At 67.8% G+C, this 22,880-nt stretch carries 19 protein-coding genes and 1 pseudogene; 10 read left to right on the forward strand and 10 right to left on the reverse strand.

Annotated features, from left to right (window positions below):
- Nucleotides 1–39: 39 nt before the first annotated feature.
- Together ACFXI3_RS36590 and ACFXI3_RS36595 are read left to right on the forward strand one after the other, a co-directional pair.
- A complete protein-coding gene (locus ACFXI3_RS36590; RefSeq protein ID WP_378405869.1) occupies nucleotides 40–621 on the forward strand; it encodes an NADPH-dependent F420 reductase in 582 nt (193 codons plus the stop codon).
- 21 nt (nucleotides 622–642) lie between these two features.
- Nucleotides 643–1,809, forward strand: a complete 1,167-nt coding sequence (locus ACFXI3_RS36595; RefSeq protein WP_378405871.1) for an FAD-dependent monooxygenase — start codon at nucleotides 643–645, stop codon at nucleotides 1,807–1,809.
- A gap of 36 nt (nucleotides 1,810–1,845) precedes the next feature.
- On the opposite strand, the gene ACFXI3_RS36600 is transcribed toward ACFXI3_RS36595, so the two are convergent.
- Nucleotides 1,846–4,350 carry a DEAD/DEAH box helicase gene (locus ACFXI3_RS36600; RefSeq protein WP_378405873.1) on the reverse strand — a complete coding sequence of 835 codons (2,505 nt, stop codon included), beginning with the start codon at nucleotides 4,348–4,350 and terminating at the stop codon, nucleotides 1,846–1,848.
- 152 nt (nucleotides 4,351–4,502) lie between these two features.
- Between ACFXI3_RS36600 and ACFXI3_RS36605 the strand changes: the two genes are divergently transcribed.
- The gene (locus ACFXI3_RS36605; RefSeq protein WP_378405875.1) at nucleotides 4,503–5,756 is read left to right on the forward strand and encodes a primosomal protein; all 1,254 of its coding nucleotides are present in this window, start codon (nucleotides 4,503–4,505) and stop codon (nucleotides 5,754–5,756) included.
- A 5-nt stretch (nucleotides 5,757–5,761) separates the two neighbouring features.
- Here ACFXI3_RS36605 and ACFXI3_RS36610 read toward each other — a convergent pair whose 3' ends face one another.
- Nucleotides 5,762–6,466, reverse strand: coding sequence for an SDR family NAD(P)-dependent oxidoreductase (locus tag ACFXI3_RS36610; protein ID WP_378405877.1), 705 nt, complete (start codon nucleotides 6,464–6,466; stop codon nucleotides 5,762–5,764).
- A 100-nt stretch (nucleotides 6,467–6,566) separates the two neighbouring features.
- Between ACFXI3_RS36610 and ACFXI3_RS36615 the strand changes: the two genes are divergently transcribed.
- On the forward strand, nucleotides 6,567–7,121 hold the full coding sequence (locus ACFXI3_RS36615; RefSeq protein ID WP_344270633.1) for a helix-turn-helix domain-containing protein: 555 nt from the start codon (nucleotides 6,567–6,569) through the stop codon (nucleotides 7,119–7,121).
- Here the strand turns inward: ACFXI3_RS36615 and ACFXI3_RS36620 are convergent.
- Both ACFXI3_RS36620 and ACFXI3_RS36625 read right to left on the reverse strand, forming a co-directional pair.
- Nucleotides 7,118–8,338: pseudogene (locus ACFXI3_RS36620) on the reverse strand (MFS transporter); the annotation flags it as partial. The gene ACFXI3_RS36615 and the pseudogene ACFXI3_RS36620 overlap by 4 nt on opposite strands.
- A gap of 100 nt (nucleotides 8,339–8,438) precedes the next feature.
- Nucleotides 8,439–9,530 carry an adenosine deaminase gene (locus tag ACFXI3_RS36625; RefSeq protein WP_378405879.1) on the reverse strand — a complete coding sequence of 364 codons (1,092 nt, stop codon included), beginning with the start codon at nucleotides 9,528–9,530 and terminating at the stop codon, nucleotides 8,439–8,441.
- Between the two features lie 211 nt (nucleotides 9,531–9,741).
- On the opposite strand from ACFXI3_RS36625, the gene ACFXI3_RS36630 reads away from it, so the two are divergent.
- Nucleotides 9,742–10,833 carry a PA containing protein gene (locus tag ACFXI3_RS36630; protein ID WP_344270625.1) on the forward strand — a complete coding sequence of 364 codons (1,092 nt, stop codon included), beginning with the start codon at nucleotides 9,742–9,744 and terminating at the stop codon, nucleotides 10,831–10,833.
- 59 nt (nucleotides 10,834–10,892) lie between these two features.
- On the opposite strand, the gene ACFXI3_RS36635 is transcribed toward ACFXI3_RS36630, so the two are convergent.
- The 6 genes from ACFXI3_RS36635 to ACFXI3_RS36660 form a co-directional block, all read right to left on the reverse strand.
- A complete protein-coding gene (locus tag ACFXI3_RS36635) occupies nucleotides 10,893–12,167 on the reverse strand; it encodes a thymidine phosphorylase (protein ID WP_378405881.1) in 1,275 nt (424 codons plus the stop codon).
- Nucleotides 12,164–12,553 (reverse strand): cytidine deaminase, encoded by a 390-nt coding sequence (locus ACFXI3_RS36640; protein ID WP_067589577.1) that lies wholly within the window; start codon nucleotides 12,551–12,553, stop codon nucleotides 12,164–12,166. Before ACFXI3_RS36640 ends, ACFXI3_RS36635 begins: the two co-directional genes overlap by 4 nt.
- Complete coding sequence (locus ACFXI3_RS36645; RefSeq protein ID WP_344270746.1) at nucleotides 12,553–13,785, reverse strand: ABC transporter permease; 1,233 nt, start codon at nucleotides 13,783–13,785, stop codon at nucleotides 12,553–12,555. Before ACFXI3_RS36645 ends, ACFXI3_RS36640 begins: the two co-directional genes overlap by 1 nt.
- 47 nt (nucleotides 13,786–13,832) lie before the next feature.
- Nucleotides 13,833–14,930, reverse strand: coding sequence for an ABC transporter permease (locus ACFXI3_RS36650; protein ID WP_378405883.1), 1,098 nt, complete (start codon nucleotides 14,928–14,930; stop codon nucleotides 13,833–13,835).
- Nucleotides 14,927–16,492, reverse strand: a complete 1,566-nt coding sequence (locus ACFXI3_RS36655) for an ABC transporter ATP-binding protein (RefSeq protein ID WP_344270611.1) — start codon at nucleotides 16,490–16,492, stop codon at nucleotides 14,927–14,929. The genes ACFXI3_RS36650 and ACFXI3_RS36655 overlap by 4 nt, the downstream gene beginning before the upstream one ends.
- 80 nt (nucleotides 16,493–16,572) lie before the next feature.
- On the reverse strand, nucleotides 16,573–17,715 hold the full coding sequence (locus tag ACFXI3_RS36660; protein ID WP_344270608.1) for a BMP family ABC transporter substrate-binding protein: 1,143 nt from the start codon (nucleotides 17,713–17,715) through the stop codon (nucleotides 16,573–16,575).
- 555 nt (nucleotides 17,716–18,270) lie between these two features.
- On the opposite strand from ACFXI3_RS36660, the gene sdhC reads away from it, so the two are divergent.
- From sdhC to ACFXI3_RS36685, 5 genes are all read left to right on the forward strand, one after another.
- Nucleotides 18,271–18,720 (forward strand): succinate dehydrogenase, cytochrome b556 subunit, encoded by a 450-nt coding sequence (sdhC, locus tag ACFXI3_RS36665; RefSeq protein ID WP_078870582.1) that lies wholly within the window; start codon nucleotides 18,271–18,273, stop codon nucleotides 18,718–18,720.
- A 4-nt stretch (nucleotides 18,721–18,724) separates the two neighbouring features.
- The gene (locus ACFXI3_RS36670) at nucleotides 18,725–19,141 is read left to right on the forward strand and encodes a succinate dehydrogenase hydrophobic membrane anchor subunit (protein WP_037712346.1); all 417 of its coding nucleotides are present in this window, start codon (nucleotides 18,725–18,727) and stop codon (nucleotides 19,139–19,141) included.
- A gap of 35 nt (nucleotides 19,142–19,176) precedes the next feature.
- Nucleotides 19,177–20,931 carry a succinate dehydrogenase flavoprotein subunit gene (sdhA, locus tag ACFXI3_RS36675; protein ID WP_344270599.1) on the forward strand — a complete coding sequence of 585 codons (1,755 nt, stop codon included), beginning with the start codon at nucleotides 19,177–19,179 and terminating at the stop codon, nucleotides 20,929–20,931.
- Complete coding sequence (locus ACFXI3_RS36680; protein WP_344270596.1) at nucleotides 20,931–21,704, forward strand: succinate dehydrogenase iron-sulfur subunit; 774 nt, start codon at nucleotides 20,931–20,933, stop codon at nucleotides 21,702–21,704. Before sdhA ends, ACFXI3_RS36680 begins: the two co-directional genes overlap by 1 nt.
- 156 nt (nucleotides 21,705–21,860) lie before the next feature.
- Nucleotides 21,861–22,826, forward strand: a complete 966-nt coding sequence (locus ACFXI3_RS36685) for a hypothetical protein (protein WP_378405886.1) — start codon at nucleotides 21,861–21,863, stop codon at nucleotides 22,824–22,826.
- Nucleotides 22,827–22,880 lie beyond the last annotated feature (54 nt).

A 22,880-nucleotide genomic window follows, 5' to 3' on the forward strand; every position in this document is an offset into this window, starting at 1 on the left:
TCGCTTCCGTACAACCACGCGACGACAGGAGACCTTCCCATGCGCATCGCCCTCTTCGGCACCGGTGGAATGGCGTCCGCCCTCGGCGGCCAATGGACCCGGCACGACCTGACCGTCTCAGGCCGCTCCCCTGATGGTGCTGCCGCCTTGGCAGCCGAGCTCGGCGCCGAGGCCGCGGACTGGGCCGACGCCGCCGCCCGCGCGGACGCCATCCTGCTGGCCGTCCCCACCACCGCCCTGGAAGCCCTGCTCACGCCGCTCGACCTGACCGGCAAGATCCTCATCGACTGCACCAACACCCCCGGCGCGACCGGCGAACCGGTGGCCGCCCGGATCGCCGAATACGCCCCCGGCGCGTCGGTGGTGAAGGCGTTCAACCTCGCCCACGTGGACGTCTGGCGCATGACCCCGCCGCTGTTCGAGGGCCGCCCGCTCGGTGTCCCGCTCTGCGGTGCCCCGGACGCCGTCGCGGTGGCAACGGAGCTGGTCCAAGACCTGGGCTGCACTCCCCTGCCCGCTGGCGGCTTGGAGCGAGCCGCCCTGCTGGAAGCCGCCGCCGGACTGGCGATCAGCCTGTGGGTCGACGGCTTGGACGCGCGTTCCATGCTCATGGCGAGCTGATCGGGCCTATCCTGGTGGCCTATGGGCGGATCAGCGGTCATTGTCGGCGGCGGAATCGGTGGTCTGGCCGCGGCGATCGGGTTGTCGCGAGTCGGCTGGCAGGTCACGGTCTTCGAACGCCTGCCCGGTGAACTGGACGACGCCGGTTCCGGCATTTCCCTGGCCGCCAACGGTGTTCGAGCCCTGGACGCGTTGGGAGCCGGCGCCGCTCTCCGCGCCGCCGGCTGCTTCCAGCGCACGGTAAGCACCCGCAACCCGCGCGGCACCTGGCTGGCCCGCATGGACGGAGCCGAACTCGAACGCGTCGCCGGAACCCCGATCGTCGGCATCGCACGGTACGAACTGCATCGGTTATTGCGGTCAATGCTGCCCTCGCCGGTGGTGCGAGATGAGGTCACCGCCGTCGAGGGCACCACCGTGCACACCGCGTCCGGCCGCCACGAGGCTGACGTCGTCATCGCTGCCGATGGCGTCAACAGCCAACTACGCAAGCGTTTCTTCCCCGCACACCCAGGGTCTGTCTACAGTGGATCTTCGGTCGTCCGCGCCATCACCGCTGAACCGATCGAACTGTCCTCTTCGGACTTCAACCTCACCTGGGGCCGGGGCGTCGAGTTCGGGCACATCGCCCTCGCAGACGGCCGAGCCGAATGGCACGCGGTGTTGTCCATCCCAGCGGACACTCGATACCCGGACCTGCTGGCCGAAATGCGCCGTCGCTTCGACTCCTGGCACGATCCGATCCCTGCGTTACTCAACGCGACCGAGCCGGAAGCCGTGCTGCACCACGATGTGTACGAGCTGGTGACGCCACTGCCGTCCTATGTGTCCGGTCGCGTTGCCTTCCTTGGCGATGCCGCACACGCGATGCAACCGAATCTCGGCCAGGGTGCCTGCCAAGCGCTGGAAGACGCCGTGACGCTGGCGCATGCCTTGTCGTCCGCCGACCTCGACTCTGCGCTCACCCGGTACGACGCCGACCGCCGCCCGCGCAGCCAGGCCATCGCCCTCGCTGCCCGGCAAACCGGCCGGATGGGCCAGCAACTGACGAACCCGGTGGGCATCGCGGCGCGGAATCTGCTGTTCCGCGCCATGCCAACATCGGTGATGGCCCGGTCGATGCTGCGCTACACCCGTTGGCAGCCACCCACCTTGGACGTCCGTGAGGGGAACCCTGAGGGACTCTGAGTCCCTCAGGGTTCCCCTCACGGACTTGAAGCAGGTTTAGAGCTGGTTGACGTTCACGACTCGGACTACTGCGGTGCCAACCTCATCCGAGGCGCGCAGATCGACCTCCGCGCTGATCCCCCAGTCATGGTCCCCAGCCGGATCGTCGAAGATCTGCCGCACCCGCCACACGTCCGGCTCCTGCTCGATCAGCAGCAAAGCCGGGCCCCGCGCGTCCGGGCCGGTTCCGAGTGAATCGTGCTCGTCGAAGTAGTCCTCGATCGCGTCTTCCCACGCGTCCGCGTCCCAGCCCGAACCGGAGTCCAGCGAGCCCAGGGTGTCGTAAGCCCGCCGCGAAGCCAGCTCCACCCGGCGGAACAACTCGTTGCGCACCAGCACCCGGAACGCTCGCTCGTTGCGCGTCACCGCGGGCGGCTCGGCAGGCGGACGATGCGACACCGGGCCTTCCTCGTCCGGATGCCGCAGCGCTTCCCATTCGTCCAGCAGGCTCGAGTCGACCTGGCGCACCAACTCGCCGAGCCATTCGATGAGGTCCTGCAGCGGTTCGGTCTTCGCCTCGTCCGGCACAGTGTGCCGCAGCGCGTCGTAGGTGTCGGCGAGGTAGCGAAGCACCAGGCCCTCAGAGCGGGCGAGCTGATAAAAGCCCACGTATTCCACGAAGTTCATCGCGCGCTCGTACATATCGCGCACCACCGACTTCGGCGACAGCTCGTAATCCGCCACCCACGGATGTCCGGCGCGATAAGACTGGTAAGCCGCGTTGAGCAGCTCCTCCAACGGTTTCGGGTATGTGACGGACTCGAGAAGCTCCATCCGCTCGTCGTACTCGATGCCGTCGGCCTTCATCGCCTGCACGGCCTCGCCGCGGGCCTTGAACTGCTGCTGCGACAGCACCGGCCGCGGGTTGTCCACAGTGGATTCCACAATGGACACCACGTCCAGCGCGTACGACGGCGACTCCATGTCGAGCAATTCCACCGCGGCCAGCGCAAACGGCGAAAGCGGCTGGTTCAAAGCGAAATCGAACTGCAGGTCCACCGTCAGGCGGACAATGCGCCCCTCGGCATCTGGCTCGGGCAGCCGTTCCACGACACCGGCGGCCAGCAGCGAACGGTAGATCTCAATCGCCCGCAGGATCAGCTTCCGCTGCGTCGGACGGTCCGAATGGTTGTCCTCCAGCAGGTGCCGCATCGCGTCGAAAGCGTTGCCGGGGCGCGAAATCACGTTCAGCAGCATCGAGTGGCTGACCCGGAAGCTGGACGTGAGCGGTTCCGGATCGGCCGCGATCAGCCGGTCGAACGTGCTCTCGGTCCAGTTGACGAAGCCCTCCGGCGCTTTCTTCCGGACGATCTTCTTTTTCTTCTTCGGGTCGTCGCCCGCCTTCTCCAGCGCCTTCGCGTTCTCCACCACGTGATCCGGGGCCTGCACGACCACATAACCGTCGGTGTCGTACCCGGCGCGGCCCGCGCGGCCGGCGATCTGGTGAAACTCGCGTGCCTTCAAATGCCGCTGCCGCACGCCGTCGTACTTCGTGAGCGCCGAGAACACCACTGTCCGGATCGGCACGTTGATGCCGACGCCGAGCGTGTCCGTCCCGCAGATCACCTTCAGCAGTCCGGACTGCGCGAGCGTTTCCACCAGCCGCCGGTACTTCGGCAGCATGCCCGCGTGGTGCACGCCGATGCCGTGCCGCACGAGCCGCGAGAGCGTCTTGCCGAACCCGGCGGAGAACCGGAAGTCGCCGAGCAGGTCGGCGATCGCCTCCTTCTCCGCCTTAGTGGTGACGTTGATGCTCATCAGCGTCTGCGCCCGCTCGATGGCCGCGGCCTGCGAGAAATGCACGACATACACCGGTGCCTGGCCGCCGTTGAGCAATTCGGACATCGTCTCGTGCAGCGGCGTGAGCGCGTACCGGAAGGTGAGCGGCACCGGCCGCTGCGCCGAGGTGACCACCGCGGTCGGCCGTCCGGTCCGCCGGGTCAGGTCCTTTTCGAAGAACGAAACGTCGCCGAGCGTGGCCGACATGAGCACGAACTGCGCGTTCGGCAGTTCGATCAGCGGGACCTGCCACGCCCAGCCGCGGTCCGGCTCCGAGTAGAAGTGGAACTCGTCCGCGACGACCTGGCCGACCGGGGCGTCGGCGCCGTCGCGCAACGCGATGTTCGCCAAGATTTCCGCGGTGCAGCAGATGATCGGGGCGTCCGCGTTGACACTCGAATCGCCGGTCATCATGCCGACCTGATCGGCCCCGAAGATCTCGATGAGCTGGAAGAACTTCTCCGAGACCAGCGCCTTGATCGGCGCGGTGTAAAAACTGCGTTTGCCGTGTGCGAGCGCGGTGAAGTGCGCGCCGACCGCCACGAGGCTTTTGCCGGAGCCGGTCGGCGTCGACAGGATCACGTTGGCCCCGGAGACGACCTCGATCACCGCCTCCTCCTGCGCGGGGTACAGCTCGATCCCCCGTTCGGCCGTCCACGTCGTGAAGGCTTCGAACAGGGCATCTGCGTCGGGAACCGCTGGCAGGAGGTCGGTGAGAGTCATCGTGTCGACCATCGTGCCATCCCGTCCCCGGCCGCGGGTGCAGGGGAGATCGCGGGTGCTTGCCCTAACCCGTAGGCTTCCGGTACCGCGCGCTGCCGGAGGGGACGGACAGGCGGGCGCGCACACGGGCGGTACTCGCGGAGGATTCGGCAATGGCACAGGACATCATCCCGATCGAACTCGGGCTGCCGCAGGGCGACGTGGTCACCCTCTGGGCCCCCCGTTGGCGGGAGGACGGCGAGGAGTGGGAAGCGTTCCTCGGCGACGAGGACGACCTGTACGCCTTCCCGGACGCCGCGCACCTCGCCGCTTTCGTGCGCACGGCCGAGCAGCACGACCTGCTCGACCACCCGGCGTGGGACGCGGTGCCCGCGCTGAACGTGCCCGAGCTGATCCCCGACGACGACCACTCCTACGACCTCGTCGGCGTGCCCGAACTGGTCGCCGAGGAGCCGGACTCGTGGACGATCGGCGAGCTGGCCGAGATCGTCGGCATCGTGCGTTCGCTCGCCGACGTGTGCGAGCTGGACGAGGTGCACGAGGTGCTCGACGCCTACGAGGGCTTCTCGCTGCTGGAGCAGGGCCGGCTGCCGTTCACCGGGCGCGAGGGCGAAGCGCTCTGGAACGACCTGTCGAAGGCCGTCTCCGAGAAGTGGGACACCGTGCTCGACGCGATCGACAACCTGGTGACCGTGCCGGACGTCGACGCCGCGGTGCTGGAGCAGACCGCCGAAGAGCTGGCCGCCTTCCACGAGGAGTCCGCTGAGGCGGAGGCCGGCGAAGAGGACGGCGGGCCGGAAGACCTCGAAGCGGTCGACGGCGAAGACGAGGACGCCGAAGACGAGCCGGTCGGTTTCTGGGGCGAGGTCGGCATCGACCCGATCAAGATCGTCACCTCCGGCGCGGAGTACTACACGCTGCGCTGCTACCTCGACGACAAGCCGGTGTTCCTCGGCAACGACGGCGAGATCGACGTGTTCAGCTCGCCGAAGGCGCTGCTCAAGGCGATCAAGGCCGGTGACGAGCTGGCCGACACCGACATCGCCGGCGTGTCCACTTGGGACGAGGTGCGGGAGAAGGCGGCGGCCGACGAGCTGGAGGTCGAGGTCGACACTGACAACACCTACGTCTTCCCCGGCCTCGACGAGGACATCGCCGAGGGCCCGGAGTCGATCGACCCGACCCAGCTGGAGCTGGCGGTCGAGCTGATCACCGACGCCGCCGAATGGGCGGGCGACGACACCGTCGAAACCGCGCTGGCGGCCAACGAAAGCCTCGGCTGGCTGGTGTCCTTCGTGCTGCGGCCGGACCCGAGCCGGCTCGAGCCGAGCGCTCCGTTCGACACCGAGCAGAGCGCCTGGCGCAAGCTGGTGGAGGACTTCGAGAACCGCCTCACGGTGGTCTGAACCCCTTAGAGGGCGTCGAACACGCTCTCGGCCGAGTCACCGGCGGAGAACATCTTCCAGGCGACGCCGGCGATCGCATCCGGATCCAGGGTGCGGCCGCCGGCGTCGCCGTATTTTTCCGGCTGCCCGACGACCATCCGGTGAATATCGCCGCGTTCGATCAGGCCGCCGATGATGAGGCTGCCCGCGTACACCCCGGTTCCGGCCAGCCCCTCGTGCAGCGTCCGCGCGTAGTTCCGCAACGCCGCTGACGACACCGCGAGCGCGCCGAGCGCGGGCATCGGCCGCACCGCGCTGAGCCCGCCGGCGAACAGAAATCCGCCGCTGCCGCGCTCCAGCATTCCCGGCAGCAGTTTGCCGACCACCTCGATCGCCGGATACACCCAGCTCATCGCCTTCTCGACGGCGTCCGCGGCCGCTTTGGTGATGTCCGTGGGAATGCTGTCCGGTTCGATCGCTGCCGGGCCGTAGTAGGCGACGTCGATGATGCCGAACCGTTCGGTGATTTCGTCGAGCGTCGCCCCGATCCCGTCGCGGACGTCGCCGACGAACGCTTCCGCGTTGTCGAGTTCGGCCAGGTAGGCCGGGTGCCGCTCAGCGGTACGCGAAACGAGCGCGACGTGGTATCCCTCGTCGGCGAACCGGTGTGCCATCGACATTCCGAGGCCGGGTCCGGCTCCGAGGACGACGGCGGTCGGGCGAGTGGTCATGGCTTGTCCTTCCCCAGGATTAAATCGAGGGCACCCTCGATTTCGTTCGCCAAGCTACCACAAAACCCGAGGGTGCCCTCGACTTTGTACGATGGGCCCCATGGCCACCGGATCGAAGCCGTTGCGCGCGGACGCCGCCCGCAACCGCGACAAGCTGCTGGCCGCCGCGACGCGCGCGTTCGGCGAGCACGGCCTCGACGCGCCGCTGGAGCAGATCGCCCGCAGCGCCGGGGTCAGCATCGGCACGCTGTACGCGCACTTCCCGACTCGGGACGCCTTTGTCGACGCGATCCTGCCCGCGCAGATTGCCGCGTTGGACGATCTGGCGACGAATGCGTTGGCCGAGCCGGACCCGTGGCAGGGCTTCACCAGCTTCCTCGACGGGCTGTTTGCCTTGCAGGCCAAGGACCACGGCCTCAGCGACGCCCTCGCCCGGCGATTGCCGCTGAGCCCGGCCGTATTGGAGGCATGCCGCGCCGGTTTCGAGCATGCCGCACGGATCATTGACCGGGCAAAGGAATCCGGTCAGCTGCGCGCCGATTTCGAACCCGCGGATCTCGCTCCGCTGGTCTCCGCGATGTCACAGCTGATCCGCGAATCACCCGAGACCTGGCGACGGCACTTGGCGTTCTTTCTCGACGGCCTGCGCGCTTAGTCCTTTTCGGACTCCGCGCGCGCCGGAACCAAACCTATTGCCAGCAGCGGGAAAACCGCCGCCACACAATAAGCCAGCGCATACCGGCTGTCCCCGATCACCAAGCCCAGCAACGGCGGCGTCAACGACGCGGCGATGTTCTGCGCGGTGTTCTGCGTCCCCATCGCCCGGCCCGACCACGCGACGCCGGCCAGCTCGGCCGACGCGGTGAAGCCGAGACCGTTGTCCGCCACCGTGATCACCGCCGCCAGCACCAGCGCGGCCAGCACCAGCCACAGCCCAGTCGCATCCCCGACCGCGACCAGCAGCATCACGACCACACTGGCGACAGCAAGCTGCCGCATCGGCCGCAACCGGCTGCCGACCCGGTCCGACCAATACCCCGACGCCAGCCGCCCGAGCGCGCCGAGCACCTGAGCCACCGCGACGAACACCCCGGCCTGCGCCGCAGTCCATTGATGCTGCGACACCAGATACACCGGCGCGAAGGCGGACACCGCGAACTGCGGCACCACCAACAGCGCGCTCGCGCCGTGCACGCGCCACAGCCACGGCTTCCGATATGGCGACGGCGGCCGCTCCCCCTTCGCAGCGCGCGGCGGCCGCGGCGGGTCCACGACGAACAGCGCCACCAAGAGCGCCACGCCCACCGCCAGCACGGCCGGAAGCAGCATCGCCGCCTGGAATCCCCACTGCGCGGCCAGCGGCGGCAGCCCCAGCGCGGCCACGCCGACGCCCAGCGGCTGCGCCGTCTGCCGGATCCCCATCGCGACGCCGCGCTCGGATTTGGCGAACCAGCCCATCACGACCCGGCCGCTCGCCGCGTTCACCGAAGCCGTGCACGCACCGGCCACGAGAAACACACCAAAGAGAAGGCCGACTGGGTGGTGCCACAGGGCGGCGTACACGAGGAGTAACCCCGAAACGCCCAGGCCGAGCGCCATGATGAGGCGCTCGCCGTAACGGTCCGCAGCCGCGCCCCAGGCAATCAGTGTCAGCAACAGGCCGATGCTGGGCGCCGCGACGACCGTGCCCGCCTGCGCCAGCGTCAGATGGTCGGCCTCGCGCATGGCGGGCACGAGAAACGGCAGCCCGTAAAGGAAGGAGCAGCTGGCGGTCTGCGCGGCGAGGCCGAGCGCGAGGATCAGCCACCGCCGCGAGCTGCCTTTTTGCCGCACCTGCTCCCCGGTCTCGACCTGCGCCATTCCGCCCACCGTCTCATTATTTGAGAAATATGTCTTACATAGTGAACGATAGTTGGCATGGCTAACGAACGCAACCGCCTTTCGGGGGCGGCCGCGTTCGGGGAGCCGGGATTCAGCCGAGCGCCGCGTACCCGGGTTTGACGACCTTCTCGATCAGCTCGAGCCGCTCGTCGAAATCGAGGAACGCGGATTTCATGGCGTTGATGGTGAACCAGCGGAAGTCTTCGAGGCCGAAGCCGAACGTCTCGGCCAGCGCGGCGAATTCACTGGTCATCGTGCAGCCGCTCATCAGCCGGTTGTCGGTGTTGACGGTGACGCGGAAGCGCAGCCGGGCGAGCAGCCCGATGGGATGCTCGGCCAGCGACGGCACTGTTCCGGTCTGGACATTCGACGAAGGGCAGATTTCCAGCGGGATGCGCCGGTCCCGGACGTAGCCCGCCAACCGTCCAAGATGGACATTTCCGTCGGCGTCGGCGGTGATGTCCTCCGCGATCCGCACGCCGTGCCCGAGCCGTTCCGCGCCGCAGTACTGGATTGCCTCGCCGATCGACGGAAGTCCGAACGCTTCGCCGGCATGAATAGTGAAGTGCGCATTGTTCCGGCGCAAATAGTCGAATGCGTCCAGATTTCGGGTGGGCGGGAATCCGTCCTCCGGTCCGGCGATGTCGAATCCGGCCACGCCGGCGTCGCGGTAGCGCACCGCGAGCTCGGCGATCTCGAGCGCGCGGGCGTGCTGGCGCATGCCGCACAACAGAGTCCGCACCCGGATCCGGCCACCGCCCGCGGCTACCCTCCGCATCCCTTCGGCGAAGCCTTCCTGGACGGCCTCAACCACTGCATCGAGTGACAGTCCGCGTTCCACGAACAGCTCCGGCGCATACCTCAGCTCGGCGTACACGACCCCGTCCGCGGCCAGGTCTTCCACCGCTTCGGCGGCAACCCTGACCAGCGCTTCCTCCGTTTGCATGACACCACACGTATGGGCGAACGTCTCGAGATACGACACGAGAGAACCGGAGTCGGCCGCGGCGCGGAACCAGCGGCCGAGTTCGTCGGGATCCGTCGCCGGAAGGTCCCGGTAGCCGAGATCCTCGGCGAGTTCGGCGACGGTGGCCGGGCGCAAGCCGCCGTCGAGGTGATCGTGGAGCAGGACCTTGGGGGCACGGCGCAGGATCTCCGCGCTCAGCGGGGTTACGTCCGACATGCTCCAACGGTAGCCTCGCTGTCATTCCCCTACCTGGCCGTAACCGAGAGCACCGGAACAACCCTCTGCTCAGCACTGTGCGCAAGGAATCGGCCATCCGGGTGGCGCGCCCCTTATCCGCGTTCCCCGGGGGCCATACGCACAGCAATTTTCTTCATCGATAAGCTCGGGTCAGTCCCTTCCATTTTCCCCGCCGACGAAGGACACCGCAGTGACCACTGACAACCACATTGCCGCACCGTCGTTCGACCGGATGCGCAACATGCTGGTGCGCGCGGCCGAGGTTCGTGAGAGCGAGCAGCAGCAGATCTTCGACGCGCTCGACGACATCTACGCCCGGCTCGCGCCGGTGGACTCCCTCGGCGCGGTGCGCAAGCGGCTGTCGGAAATGCCGGACCGGACCGAGGTCGGGGTGCTGGCGGAGCGCCTCGACGAGGCGATGACGCGGCTGGAGTCCCAAGACAACGCGATCGCCGCGCTCACGCACGCGGTGGAGAGCATCGTCGACAAGCTGGCGAAGCCCTTCGCCCAGCTCGACGGACGCCTCGACGGCGTGGCGGCGCGGTTCGAGGGCGTCGCGGGCCGGATGGACGGGCTCGAGGACAAGCTGCAGAACATCCACCGCAGGCTCGACGAGCTGGGCGGGCACCTGGACAAGCAGGACGCGAAGCTGGAGTCGCTGCCGCAGGCCACGCAGGGCCCGATCCGCGACCGGATCGAGATGGCCGAGACGTCGCTGCGCGAGCGGATCGAGACCACGGACCAGGAACTGCGCTCCCGCGTGGACGAACTGGACCGCGCGACGAAGGAACGCATCGCCACCGCGACCGACACGCTGAAGAGCGCGGTCTCCGACACCGGCGAGATGATCGACCCGGCCGCGCGCCTCGACTCGGTGGGCACGAAGCTCGAAACGATCACCCAGCGTCTCGACGACCTGTCCGGCCGGATCGACAAGGTCGAGGACGACGTCACCGGCCGCATCGGCGACCTGGACGGTTCCGTGCGCAGCGGCCTGTCGAAGGTCGAAAGCACGCTGGCGAAGCAGCCGGACACCGACTCGGTCGACTCGCTGGTGCGCCGCAGCAACGACGAATCGGTCCGCCGCATCGGCGGACAGCTGGACGAAGCGATGGCGACGTTCGCGGAGCTGATGCTCGGCGGCGGCCCCGCGGTGCAGCAGATCGCCCCGCCGCCGCCCGCCCCGCGGCAGCCGCGTCGCAGCTCGCGTAACGGGCGTTCGCCCAAGGCGGCTGACGCTAAGGCCAAGGCTGGCGGCGACGCGGACGAGTCGACTGACTGACGCTCTTCGCACGAAGCCCCCGTCCAGATTCTGGACGGGGGCTTCGTTGTTTCTAGCGGTCAGGGCCGAACGGTCTCCAGCACGATCCCCGTCGCGGCAGGTGCCTCCGCACCCACCTCGAACCCGCCCTCCAACGCGGCAAGGGCCGCCGGGATCGCCTCCGGAGTGTCCGTGTGCAGCTCCAGCAATGGCTGCCCCGCCACCACCGCATCGCCCGGCTTCGCGTGGCACAGAATCCCCGCCGCCGCCTGCACCGGATCTTCCTTCCGCGCCCGGCCAGCCCCGAGCCGCCAAGCCGCGACACCCACCGCATAGGCGTCCAGCGAGGTCAGCACTCCCGACTCCGGCGCGGCGACAACGTGCACGTGCGCCGGACGCGGCAGCTCAGCCGACGGGTCTCCGCCCTGCGCGGCGATCATCCGGGCCCACACCTCGTACGCCTCACCAGACGCCAGCACCGCGGCCGGGTCCACGGAAATGCCCGCGAGCGTAAGCATTTCCCGAGCCAACGCCACGGTCAGCTCGACCACGTCCGATGGACCGCCACCGCGAAGGACCTCAACAGCCTCCGCGACCTCCACCGCGTTCCCGACCGCACGCCCGAGCGGCGTGCTCATGTCGGTGATCAACGCCGTGCAAGCCACCCCGTGCGCCGTCCCGATGTCCACGAGCGTCCGTGCCAGAAGCTGCGCCTCCGGCACCGTCTTCATGAACGCCCCGGACCCAGCCTTCACATCTAGCACAAGGCCCGAAGCACCTTCGGCGATCTTCTTGCTCATGATCGAGCTGGCGATCAACGGCACCGACTCGACCGTCGACGTGACATCACGCAGCGCGTACAGCTTCTTGTCCGCCGGAGCCAGCCCCTCGGTCGCCGCGCAGACCACCGCGCCGACTGAGTTGAGCTGCGCCGCGATTTCGTCCAGTGAAAGAGCCGCGCGCCAACCCGGGATCGACTCCAGTTTGTCGAGCGTCCCGCCGGTGTGGCCGAGCCCCCGGCCGGACAGCTGCGGCACCGCGGCACCGCACGCCGCGACCAGCGGAGCCAGCGGCAAGGTGATCTTGTCGCCGACACCGCCGGTCGAGTGCTTGTCCACGGTCGGGCGCGCGACGTCCAGCGACAGCCGCGAGCCCGAGTCGATCATCGCGCCGGTCCAGCGCGCGATCTCGCCGTCGTCCATGCCACGCAAGAAGATCGCCATGGCCAGCGCGGCCATCTGCTCTTCCGCGACGAGCCCGTGGGTATAAGCGTCGACGACCCAGTCGATCTGTTCGTCGCTCAGCCGTCCGCCGTCCCGCTTGGCACGAATGACATCTACCGCGGTGAAAGTCACGGCAAATCCTCCGGCCCGAACGCGTCCGGCAGCACCTCCGACATCGGCAGCACTCCGCGAGGAGTGTCGACCAGACAAGAGGATCCGCCGAGTTCGAACAGAATCTGCCGGCAACGGCCGCACGGCATCAGCAGTTCGCCCGCGCCGCTGCGGCAAGCAACGGCAACCAAACGGCCGCCGCCGGACAGTCGCAATTGTCCGGCCATTGTGCACTCAGCGCACAAACCCAAACCGTACGAGGCGTTTTCGACGTTGCACCCGGTCACCTGACGGCCATCGTCCACAATGGCCGCGACGCCGACGTGCAGTCCCGAATAAGGCGCGTACGCGTGCGAAGCCGCCTTGACCGCCTCAGCACGCAACGCTTCCCAGTCCACTTCGGACATCAGTCGCCCTCACCTCGCCGGTACTGCGCACCGTCCGCCTTGGGTGGCCGAAGTCGTTGCGACGCAACGGCTAGCACGATCAGCGTCACGAAGTGCGCGGTGTACGGGATCAAGTCGCTCGGCAGCGTGTCGTTGGTCCAGTAGATCGCGTACAGAATCCCAGCGCCGACCACGCCGAGCGCGGCCGCGAGCCAGCGCTTCCGGATCAGCTGCACGATCACGATGATCGCGAGCAGAATGACCGCGCCGTACAGCAACGCCAGCACCGCGTCGCCGCCACCGGCGAGCTGCAGACCGTCGGAGTACCCGAACAGCGCGGCGCCGCCGAGCAGCCCGCCCGGCCGCCAGTTGCCGAAGATCATCGCGGCCAGACCGATGTACCCGCGGCCGTTGGTCTGGTTCTCCAGGTAGTCCGCGCCGCCCTTGAGCAGCACCAGCGAAGCACCGCCCATGCCGGCGAAGCCGCCGGAGATCAGCACTCCGACGTACTTGTAGCGGTACACGTTCACGCCGAGCGACTCCGCCGCGACCGGGTTCTCGCCACACGAACGCAGCCGCAGGCCGAACCGCGTGCGCCAGAGAACCCAGTAGCTCACCGGAATCAGCACGATCGCGAGCATGGTCAGCGGCGCGACACCGGTCACCAGCCCGCGCAGAATGCCCGCGACATCAGACAGCCCGACGCGCTGCTGGTTCTCCAGCGAGCCCAGCCAGTCCGACAACCCGGCCGCCGAATAGGTGTCGAACTTCGGCACCGGCGGCGACTGGCGCGGGTTTCCCGACAGCGGCTCGAAAATCAGGTTCGCCAGATACTTCGCGACGCCGAGCCCGAGCAGGTTGATCGCGACGCCGGAGACGATGTGGTTGACGTTGAACGTCACCGTCGCCACCGCGTGCAGCAGCCCGCCCAGCGCACCGAACGCGATCGCGGCCAGCAGGCCGACCCACGCGCCGCCGTAATACGCACCCCAGGCCGCGCCCCAGGTGCCGAGGATCATCATGCCTTCGAGGCCGATGTTGATCACGCCCACGCGCTCGGCCCACAGCCCGCCCAGCGCACACAGCAGGATCGGCAGCGCCAGGCGCAGCGCGGTCGACGCGGTGTTGCTGGACGTCAGCGCCGAAACGCCGGTGGCGTACGACGCGGTGGACATGACCGCGATCGCGACCACGGCCCAGATCACGCCGCGCAGCCAGCCGGGGATCCGCTGCCGCTTGCGCTTGACCGGCATCGGCGTCCCGGATTCCGGACCCGGCCGGGAGAACTCCGTCGTGGTGGTCACACCGCACCGCCTTCCGCGACCGAGGCGCCCTTGCGGCCGTTGCCGGCGAGCGCCCTGCCCACCCTTCGCTGTTCCGCGGCGAGGTCGGCCCGGCGCACGATCTCGTACGCCACGACGACCGAGAGCACGATGACGCCCTGCATGATCGTCGCGATTTCCTTGGACACGTTGATCTGCTCCAGCGACACCGCGGAGGTGTCCAGGAACGCCCACAGCAGCGCGCCGAACGCGATGCCGCCGGGGTGGTTGCGGCCGAGCAGCGCGACCGCGATGCCGGTGAAGCCGTACATCTGGGTCGCGGTGATGCCGTAGCTGTAGTCGCGGCCGAGCAGTTCCGGCATGGCGACCAGACCGGCCACCGCACCGGAGAGCAGCATCGCGATGAGCGTCATCTTCTTCGCGCTCACGCCGCCGGCCGCGGCGGCCGTCGAGGACTCGCCGCTCGCCTTCAGCTCGAAGCCGAACCTGGTGCGATTCAACATGAACCAGTACGCGCCGCCGATCACGATCGCGATGAACACGAACCCGAACAGCGTGCCCGAACCGAGCGGGATGCCCGGGATCCGGCCGGACGGCGCGATCACCCTGGTCCCGATGTTGTTGCCGGTCTGCACGCCGAACTGGTCGGCGTTGATGAGGAACGCGATGATGCCGGCGACGATCGAGTTCAGCATGATCGTCGAGATGACCTCGCTGACGCCGCGGGTCACCTTGAGCACCGCCGGGATCGTCGCGTACAGCGCGCCGGAAACGATGGCCACCAGCAGGATCACGATGGTGTGGATGACCGGCGGCAGCTGCAGCGCCCCGCCGACGATCGCGGCGATCACCGCGGCGAACCGGTACTGGCCCTCGACGCCGATGTTGAACAGGTTCATCTGGAACCCGATCGCCACGGCGAGGCCGGACAGGTAGTACACCGTCGCGAGGTTCACCGTGTCGACCGCGGTGGAACCCTTGAACAGCTGGCCGATCATCGTCCCGTACGCCTGCAACGGGTCGGCGCCGGAGATGACGAGCGCGATCGCGGACAGGATCACCGCGAACGCGATCGCGAGCAGAGGCGGCAACAGCCGCGTGCGCCACGAACTCATGAGTCTTCACCTTCTTCGGCGCCGGTCATGGCGGAACCGAGTTCCTGCGGAGTGACAGTGGCGGGGTTGGCCTCGCTCACGAGCCGCCCGCGCAGCATCACGCGAATGGTGTCGGACAACCCGATCAGCTCGTCGAGGTCCGCCGAAATCAACAGCACGGCAAGGCCGTCGGCACGCGCCTGGCGGATCTGCTCCCAGATCAACGCCTGCGCGCCGACGTCGACCCCGCGCGTCGGGTGCGAAGCGATCAGCAGCACCGGGTTCCCGGACAATTCGCGGCCGACGATCAGCTTCTGCTGGTTTCCGCCGGACAGCGCGGCAGCCGGAACGTCGATGCCGGGCGTGCGGACGTCGTACTCGCGCACGATCCGCTCGGTGTCCTCGCGCGCGCCCGCGATGTTGAGCAACTGCCCGCCGGACACCGGTTCGCGCGTCTGGTAACCGAGAATCCGGTTGACCCACAACGGTTGCGTGAGCAGCAGGCTGTGCCGCGTGCGGTCCTCGGCGATGTAGCCGATGCCCGCCTCGCGCCGGGCGAGCGTGCCCAGCTTGACCAGGTCGTGCGTCTTGCCGTCCGGCGGAGTCAGCTCGATGTGGCCGCCGCTCGCCTTGCGCATTCCCATGATCGTCTCGACCAGTTCGGTCTGGCCGTTGCCCTCGACGCCCGCGATGCCGAGCACCTCGCCCGCGTGCACGGTGAAGGAGATGTGGTCCAGCACGTTGCGCTCGGAGCCCTCGGCGGACAGCCGCAGCTCGCGCACCTGCAGGACCTCGCGGTCGGTCACCGTCGACTCGCGCGTCTCCGGGCTCGGCAGCTCCGAACCGACCATCATCTCGGCCAGCTCGCGGCTGGTGATCTTCTTCGGATCCGCGGTGCCGACCGTGGTGCCGCGCCGGATCACGGTGACTGTGTCGGCGATCGCGCGCACCTCGTCGAGCTTGTGCGAGATGAAGAGGAACGTGTACCCGTCGGCCTGCATCTCGCGGACGGTGGCGAACAACGCGTCCACTTCCTGCGGCACGAGCACGGCGGTCGGCTCGTCGAGGATGATGATTTTCGCGCCGCGGTAAAGGACTTTCACGATCTCGACGCGCTGGCGGTCGGCGACGCCGAGTTCCTCCAGCAGCGCGTCCGGCTTCGCGTGCAGCCCGGTCCGCTTCGACAGTTCCGCCAGCCGCGCCCGCGCCGCGCGGCCGATGCCGTGCAGCGGCTCCGCGCCAAGGAACACGTTTTCCGCGACGGTCAGGTTGTCGGCGAGCATGAAGTGCTGGTGCACCATGCCGATCCCGGTGCGGATGGCGTCCTGCGGGTTGCGCAGTTTCACCTCGGCGCCGTTGATGGCGATGCTGCCCTCGTCGGGCTGCTGCATGCCGTACAGGATCTTCATCAGAGTCGACTTGCCCGCGCCGTTCTCGCCGCACAGCGCGTGCACCTCGCCCGCCGCGACGGTGAGGTTGACGTCGGAGTTCGCGACGACGCCGGGGAACCGCTTGGTGATCCCGGTCAGCTGAACGGCCGGCACGCCCCGGTCGGGGACGGCTTCGGCCTCGATCTCGGTCATCGGAGGGGACATCCCGTTCTGTCGAAACGCGTGAGGGCTCGGAAGGAAGATCCTTCCGAGCCCTGCCGCGTCGTGAGCGTTTACTTGGCCGGCTTGTCCGAAACCTTGATGGCGCCGGACACGATCTGGGCCTTGTACCCGTCGAGCACGTCCTTGATGTCGTCGACCTTGCCACCGGAGGTGGAGTAGCCGACGCCGTCGGACTTGAGGTCGAAGCGCTTCGGCACCGTGCTCAGGTCGCCCTTCGCGACGGCCTGCAGGTACTCGAACACAGCGACGTCGACGCGCTTGATCATCGAGGTGATGATGATGTCCTTGTCGGCGGCGACCGTCTTCTGGTTGTACTGGTCGGAGTCGACGCCGATGGCCAGCGCGTTGTTCTGCTTGGCCGCGTCGAACACGCCCTTACCGGAGGCGCCGGCGGCGTGGTAGACGACGTCCGCGCCGCGCGAGATCTCGGCGGCGGCCTTCGCGTTGCCCTTCGGCGGGTCCTGGAAGCCGGAGAAGTCGCCGGCCGGCGTCAGGTACTCGTCCTCGACCTTGATCTTGCTCGAAACGGCCTTCGCGCCCTGCAGGAAGCCCGCCTCGAACTTCTGGATCAGCGGGGTGTTCACGCCGCCGACGAAGCCGACGTGGCACTTCTTGCTCTTGTACGCGGCGGCGACGCCGGCCAGGAACGAGCCCTGCTCCTCGGCGAAGACCAGCGGCGTGACGTTCGGCAGGGTGATCGAGTCGTCGTCGACGATCGCGAACTTGGTGTTCGGGTACTTGGTGGCGACAGCCTTGACCGACTGCGCGTAGGCGAAACCGACCGCGACGATCGGGTTCAGGCCCTGCTGCGCCATCTGCTCGAGGCGCTGCTGCTTGGCGGCTTCGCTCTCGCTCGCGCTCGCGGTGCTCTCGTTGACGGTCGGGACGCCGAGGTCGGACTTCGCCCGGTCGGTGCCCGCGGCGGCCGCGTCGTTGAAGGAAGCGTCACCGCGACCGCCGACGTCGAAGGCCAGGCCAACCTTCAGCTTGCTGCCGTCGACCTTGCCCGAGGCGGCGCTGCTGCTCGTGGCTGCGGCCGGAGCGGCGGGCGGCTTCGGGGCGGTAATGCAGTTCGAGCCCGCGTTGCCGTCCGAACCGGACGCGTTGTTGTTGCTTCCCCCGGTGTCCTTCGCGCACCCGGCCAGTGCAAGCACCCCAGCCATGGTCGCGGCGGCCAGCGCGGTTCCACGCATGCGACGCAACGTGTGTCTCCCTCCCCGCTGATCCAGCGGACGATCCAGGAACGGCCCGGTCACGGTCGCCCGGGCTCAACTGGCAGACCGTACCCAACCGCCGGGTAACCGCCATAGGAACGGCACGCTACGTAACACAAACGTTTACTCGGAGGCTCGATCCGCGACCATTCCGGCGCCGACCGTGATCAAGAGCCGCCGCCCCGCCCTCCGCGATCACGCACCGTGGCCCCGCTTCCGCCCGGGAAGGGTCCGTGAAGGACTCGTTGAGGGAATCTGATTCCCGGAAGGAGCCCTTCACGGCCAGCTCAGACGTGCTCCAGACCACACGTCCGAGTGGTCTGCCGTGGTCACCGGTGTCTGGTCCATCACAGAGAGGAACCCGGAGGTGAGCCGCGCGTATGGGTCGGGTCTAGCATCCATGCATCCACGCTCGATGGCCCCTGATCTCGGCACCGTCGCCGGAGTTGTCCCCAGTGGACCGACCCCGGCCGCGGGTGCGGACCTCACCGGTCACCCGGGCACGACAGTCATGACGTTGGAGGCCGTTCACCGATGTCCACCACGGCGAGCACTGCCACCGAAAGCGGGGCAGGAGCTAGCGATCGGGCGGGTGCCTCACGCCGGCAGGGAACTTTCTACCGGGGCGACCCCGGCATGTGGTCCTGGGTGCTTCACCGCATCACCGGCGTGCTGACCTTTTTCTTCCTGTTCGTGCACGTGCTCGACACCGCGCTCGTGCGCGTGTCGCCGAACACCTACGACCAGGTCATCGAGACGTACAAGACGCCGATCGTGAACCTGCTCGAGGTCGGCCTTGTCGGCGCGGTGCTGTTCCACGCGCTCAACGGGCTGCGCGTCCTGCTGGTCGACTTCTGGGCCAAGGGCCCGAAGTACCAGAAGACGATGCTCTGGGTCATCGGCGTCGTGTGGGTGGTCGTGATGGTTCCGGGTGCGTTCTTCATGCTGAAGCGCACCGTCGAGACGCTTTTCGGGGGTGCCTGATCCCATGGCCGACGCTCTGATCCTCGACAAGCCGCGCTCGCCGCGGCGTCCGTCCGCCCGGCGCAGCAACTTCGAGCTCTACAGCTGGCTGTTCATGCGCATCTCCGGGCTCGCGCTGATCATCCTGGTGCTGGGCCACCTGTTCATCATGAACATCCTCGACGGCGGCGTGCACCGCATCAACTGGGGCTTCGTCGCCGGCCGCTGGGCCTCGCCGTTCTGGCAGTTCTGGGACCTGGCGATGCTGTGGCTCGCCGAGATCCACGGCGGCAACGGCCTGCGCACGATCATCGACGACTACGCGCGCAAGGACTCCACCCGGTTCTGGCTGAAGATCCTGCTGTACGTCTCGATGGCGCTCATCCTGGCCGTCGGCACGATGGTGATCTTCACGTTCGACCCCGAGATGCCTGCCTCCTGAGGCGCACCCACCACTAGCTAGCGGAGTCTTTCCCTATGCAGTTCCACAAGTACGACGTGGTGATCGTCGGCGCGGGCGGCGCCGGCATGCGCGCGGCCATCGAGTCCGGCCAGCGCGCCCGCACCGCGGTCCTCACCAAGCTGTACCCGACCCGGTCCCACACCGGCGCGGCACAGGGCGGCATGTGCGCCGCGCTGGCGAACGTCGAAGAGGACAACTGGGAGTGGCACACCTTCGACACCGTCAAGGGCGGTGACTACCTGGTCGACCAGGACGCCGCGGAGATCATGGCCAAAGAGGCCATCGACGCCGTCCTCGACCTGGAGAAGATGGGCCTTCCGTTCAACCGGACGCCCGAGGGCAAGATCGACCAGCGCCGGTTCGGCGGGCACACCCGCGACCACGGCAAGGCCGCGGTGCGCCGCGCCTGCTACGCCGCGGACCGCACCGGGCACATGATTCTCCAGACGCTGTACCAAAACTGCGTCAAGCACGGCACCGAGTTCTTCAACGAGTTCTACGTGCTCGACCTGGTGCTGTCCGAGGGCGAGGACGGCAACCCGATCGCGTCCGGCGTGGTCGCCTACGAGCTGGCCACCGGCGAACTGCACGTGTTCCAGGCGAAGTCGATCGTGTTCGCCACCGGCGGCGCGGGCAAGATCTTCAAGACCACCTCGAACGCGCACACCCTCACCGGCGACGGCCTCGGCATCATCTTCCGCAAGGGCCTTCCGCTGGAGGACATGGAGTTCTTCCAGTTCCACCCGACCGGCCTCGCCGGCCTCGGCATCCTGATCTCCGAGGCGGTGCGCGGCGAGGGCGGCATCCTCCGCAACGCCGACGGCGAGCGGTTCATGGAGCGCTACGCCCCCACCATCAAGGACCTCGCGCCGCGCGACATCGTCGCCCGGTCGATGGTCCAGGAGGTGCTGCAGGGCCGCGGCTGCGGGCCGAACAAGGACTACGTCGTCCTCGACGTGACCCACCTTCCGGTCGAGGTTCTCGAGACCAAGCTGCCGGACATCACCGAGTTCTCCCGCACCTACCTGGGCGTCGACCCGGTCAAGGAGCCGGTGCCGGTGTTCCCGACGTGCCACTACGTCATGGGCGGCATCCCGACGAACATCCACGGCGAGGCGCTGCGCGACAACGAGCACGTCATCCCGGGCCTGTACGCCGCGGGCGAGGTCGCGTGCGTGTCCGTGCACGGCTCGAACCGGCTGGGCACGAACTCGCTGCTGGACATCAACGTCTTCGGCCGTCGCGCGGGCATCGCCGCCGCGGAGTACGCGCTGGCGCACGAGCACGTCGAACTGCCGGAGGACCCGACCACCCTGGTCGAGGAGCAGCTGGCCGGTCTGCTGTCGGAGCACGGCGACGAGCGCGTCGCCGACATCCGCAAGGAAATGCAGCAGACGATGGACTCGCACGCTTCGGTGTACCGCACCGAGGACACGCTGAAGCAGGCGCTGACCGACATCCAGGCGCTCAAGGAGCGCTACCAGCGGATCACCGTGGCGGACAAGGGCAAGCGGTACAACACCGACCTGCTCGAGGCCGTCGAGCTGGGCTTCCTGCTGGAGCTGGCCGAGGTGCTGGTCGTCGGCGCGATCGCGCGCAAGGAGTCCCGCGGCGGCCACGCCCGCGAGGACTACCCGAACCGCGACGACACGAACTTCATGCGGCACACCATGGCCTACAAGCAGGGCGAGGGGCTGTCGTCCGACATCCGGCTCGACTACAAGCCGGTCACCTTCACCCGCTACGAACCGATGGAGCGGAAGTACTGATGACGACGGCCACCCCAGAGGCGCCCTCCGCCAAGGCGTCCGACGAGCACACGCCGATCCAGGTCACGCTGAAGATCCTGCGGTTCAACCCGGAGGTCGACCAGGAGCCGCACTGGGAGTCCTACGACGTCCCGGCGCAGCCGACCGACCGCGTGCTGAACCTGCTGTTCTACGTGAAGGACTACATCGACGGCACGTTCTCCTTCCGCCGCTCGTGCGCGCACGGCGTGTGCGGTTCGGACGCGATGCAGATCAACGGGATCAACCGGTTGGCCTGCAAGGTGCTGCTGAAGGACCTGCTCGAGAAGAACGGCAAGAAGACCGAGATCACCATCGCCCCGATCAAGGGCCTGACGACGTTGAAGGACCTCTACGTCGACATGGACCCGTTCTTCGAGGCGTACCGGGCGATCAAGCCGTACCTGATCACCTACGGCAACGAGCCGACCCGCGAGCGGATCCAGTCCCAGGCCGACCGCAACCGGTTCGACGACACCACCAAGTGCATCCTGTGCGCCTGCTGCACGTCGTCCTGCCCGGTCTACTGGAACGACGGCTCGTACTTCGGCCCGGCGGCGATCGTGAACGCCCACCGCTTCATCTTCGACTCCCGCGACGAGGGCGCCGAAGAGCGGCTGGACATCCTGAACGACGGTGAAGGCGTGTGGCGCTGCCGCACGACGTTCAACTGCACCGACGCCTGCCCGCGCGGCATCCAGGTGACGAAGGCGATTCAGGAAGTGAAACGCGCCCTCCTCTTCAAGCGCGTCTGATCCTCCGAACGTACGTGAGGGGAACCCTGAGGGACTCTGAGTCCCTCAGGGTTCCCCTCACGGCTGTTTAGCCGACCTATCCACAAGGCCGCGGGTTGTCCACAGAATGGATTTGGCCAACCACGAAGCGCTGCCGGGTGCGGCAGCATTTGCCGGGTGAAACAACGAGGCCGCTGGGCCGCACACCCCGAAACGCTCACGCAGCACAGCACGCACCAAGTGATCCGGGCGATGACCCTGGAATCACTGGACATGAGCAGCAGAGTCATCTATCGAAGATGCCTGCCCGGGGGACCATGGCGACGGTTGTTGCCCGGAGTCATCCTCCTGCACAACAACGACCCCACACCGGACCAACTGGTGCATGCGGCCCTGTTGTACGCGGGCGAATCAGCGATCGTCACCGGCGAAGAAGCCTGCCTGCGGTACGGCCTGCGTCTTCCGGACGCTGAAGGCCCACGGCACATCCACCTGCTGGTTCCGCATCGACAGAAGCTGAACAGCTCTGAGTTCGTCACCATCGAACGGACGAGGCACCTCCCGGCACCGTGGCTGCGCGCTGGCGTCCCGCTCGCACCCCTGGTCAGAGCCACCACGGATGTGGTCCGGCGGACACGCGACTCCGAGACCGTCAGCCGCATCCTGATCGAAGCGATCCAGCGAGGACGTTGTTCACCGCAAGCCCTGGCAGAAGAGCTTGATCGCGGCACCAAACGGGGGACCGCGATCCCCCGGCGGCTTCTCGCCGAATGGTCGGACATCCGGTCAGTCGCCGAAGCCGAGGCACAGAAATTAGCCAAGAGCCTTCCGAATCCGCCAACTCATCAGAACGCCGCGCTTTACGACCGCTCGGGCCACTACGCGGGGCGACCTGATTTCTGGTGGGACGATGTCGGATTGGCGTGGGAGATCGACTCGATGGAATTTCACTTTCGCTCGAACGATTACGCACGAACGTTGCATCGAAATACTCGCTACGCGGCACTGGGTATTGCCGTGGTGCAGACTCTGCCGTCCCGTTTGCGCACCGAGCCAAACGCAGTTCTGGACGAACTCGGCGACGCGTACCATGCCGCCGAGGCCCGCCCTCGGCCACCGGTCTCCCTCCGCCCCGCTGGCTAGTACGTGAGGGGAACCCTGAGGGACTCTGAGTCCCTCAGGGTTCCCCTCACGTAC

The organism is Amycolatopsis sp. NPDC059235 (assembly GCF_042754125.1).
GTDB classification, from domain to species: Bacteria; Actinomycetota; Actinomycetes; order Mycobacteriales; family Pseudonocardiaceae; genus Amycolatopsis; species Amycolatopsis albidoflava.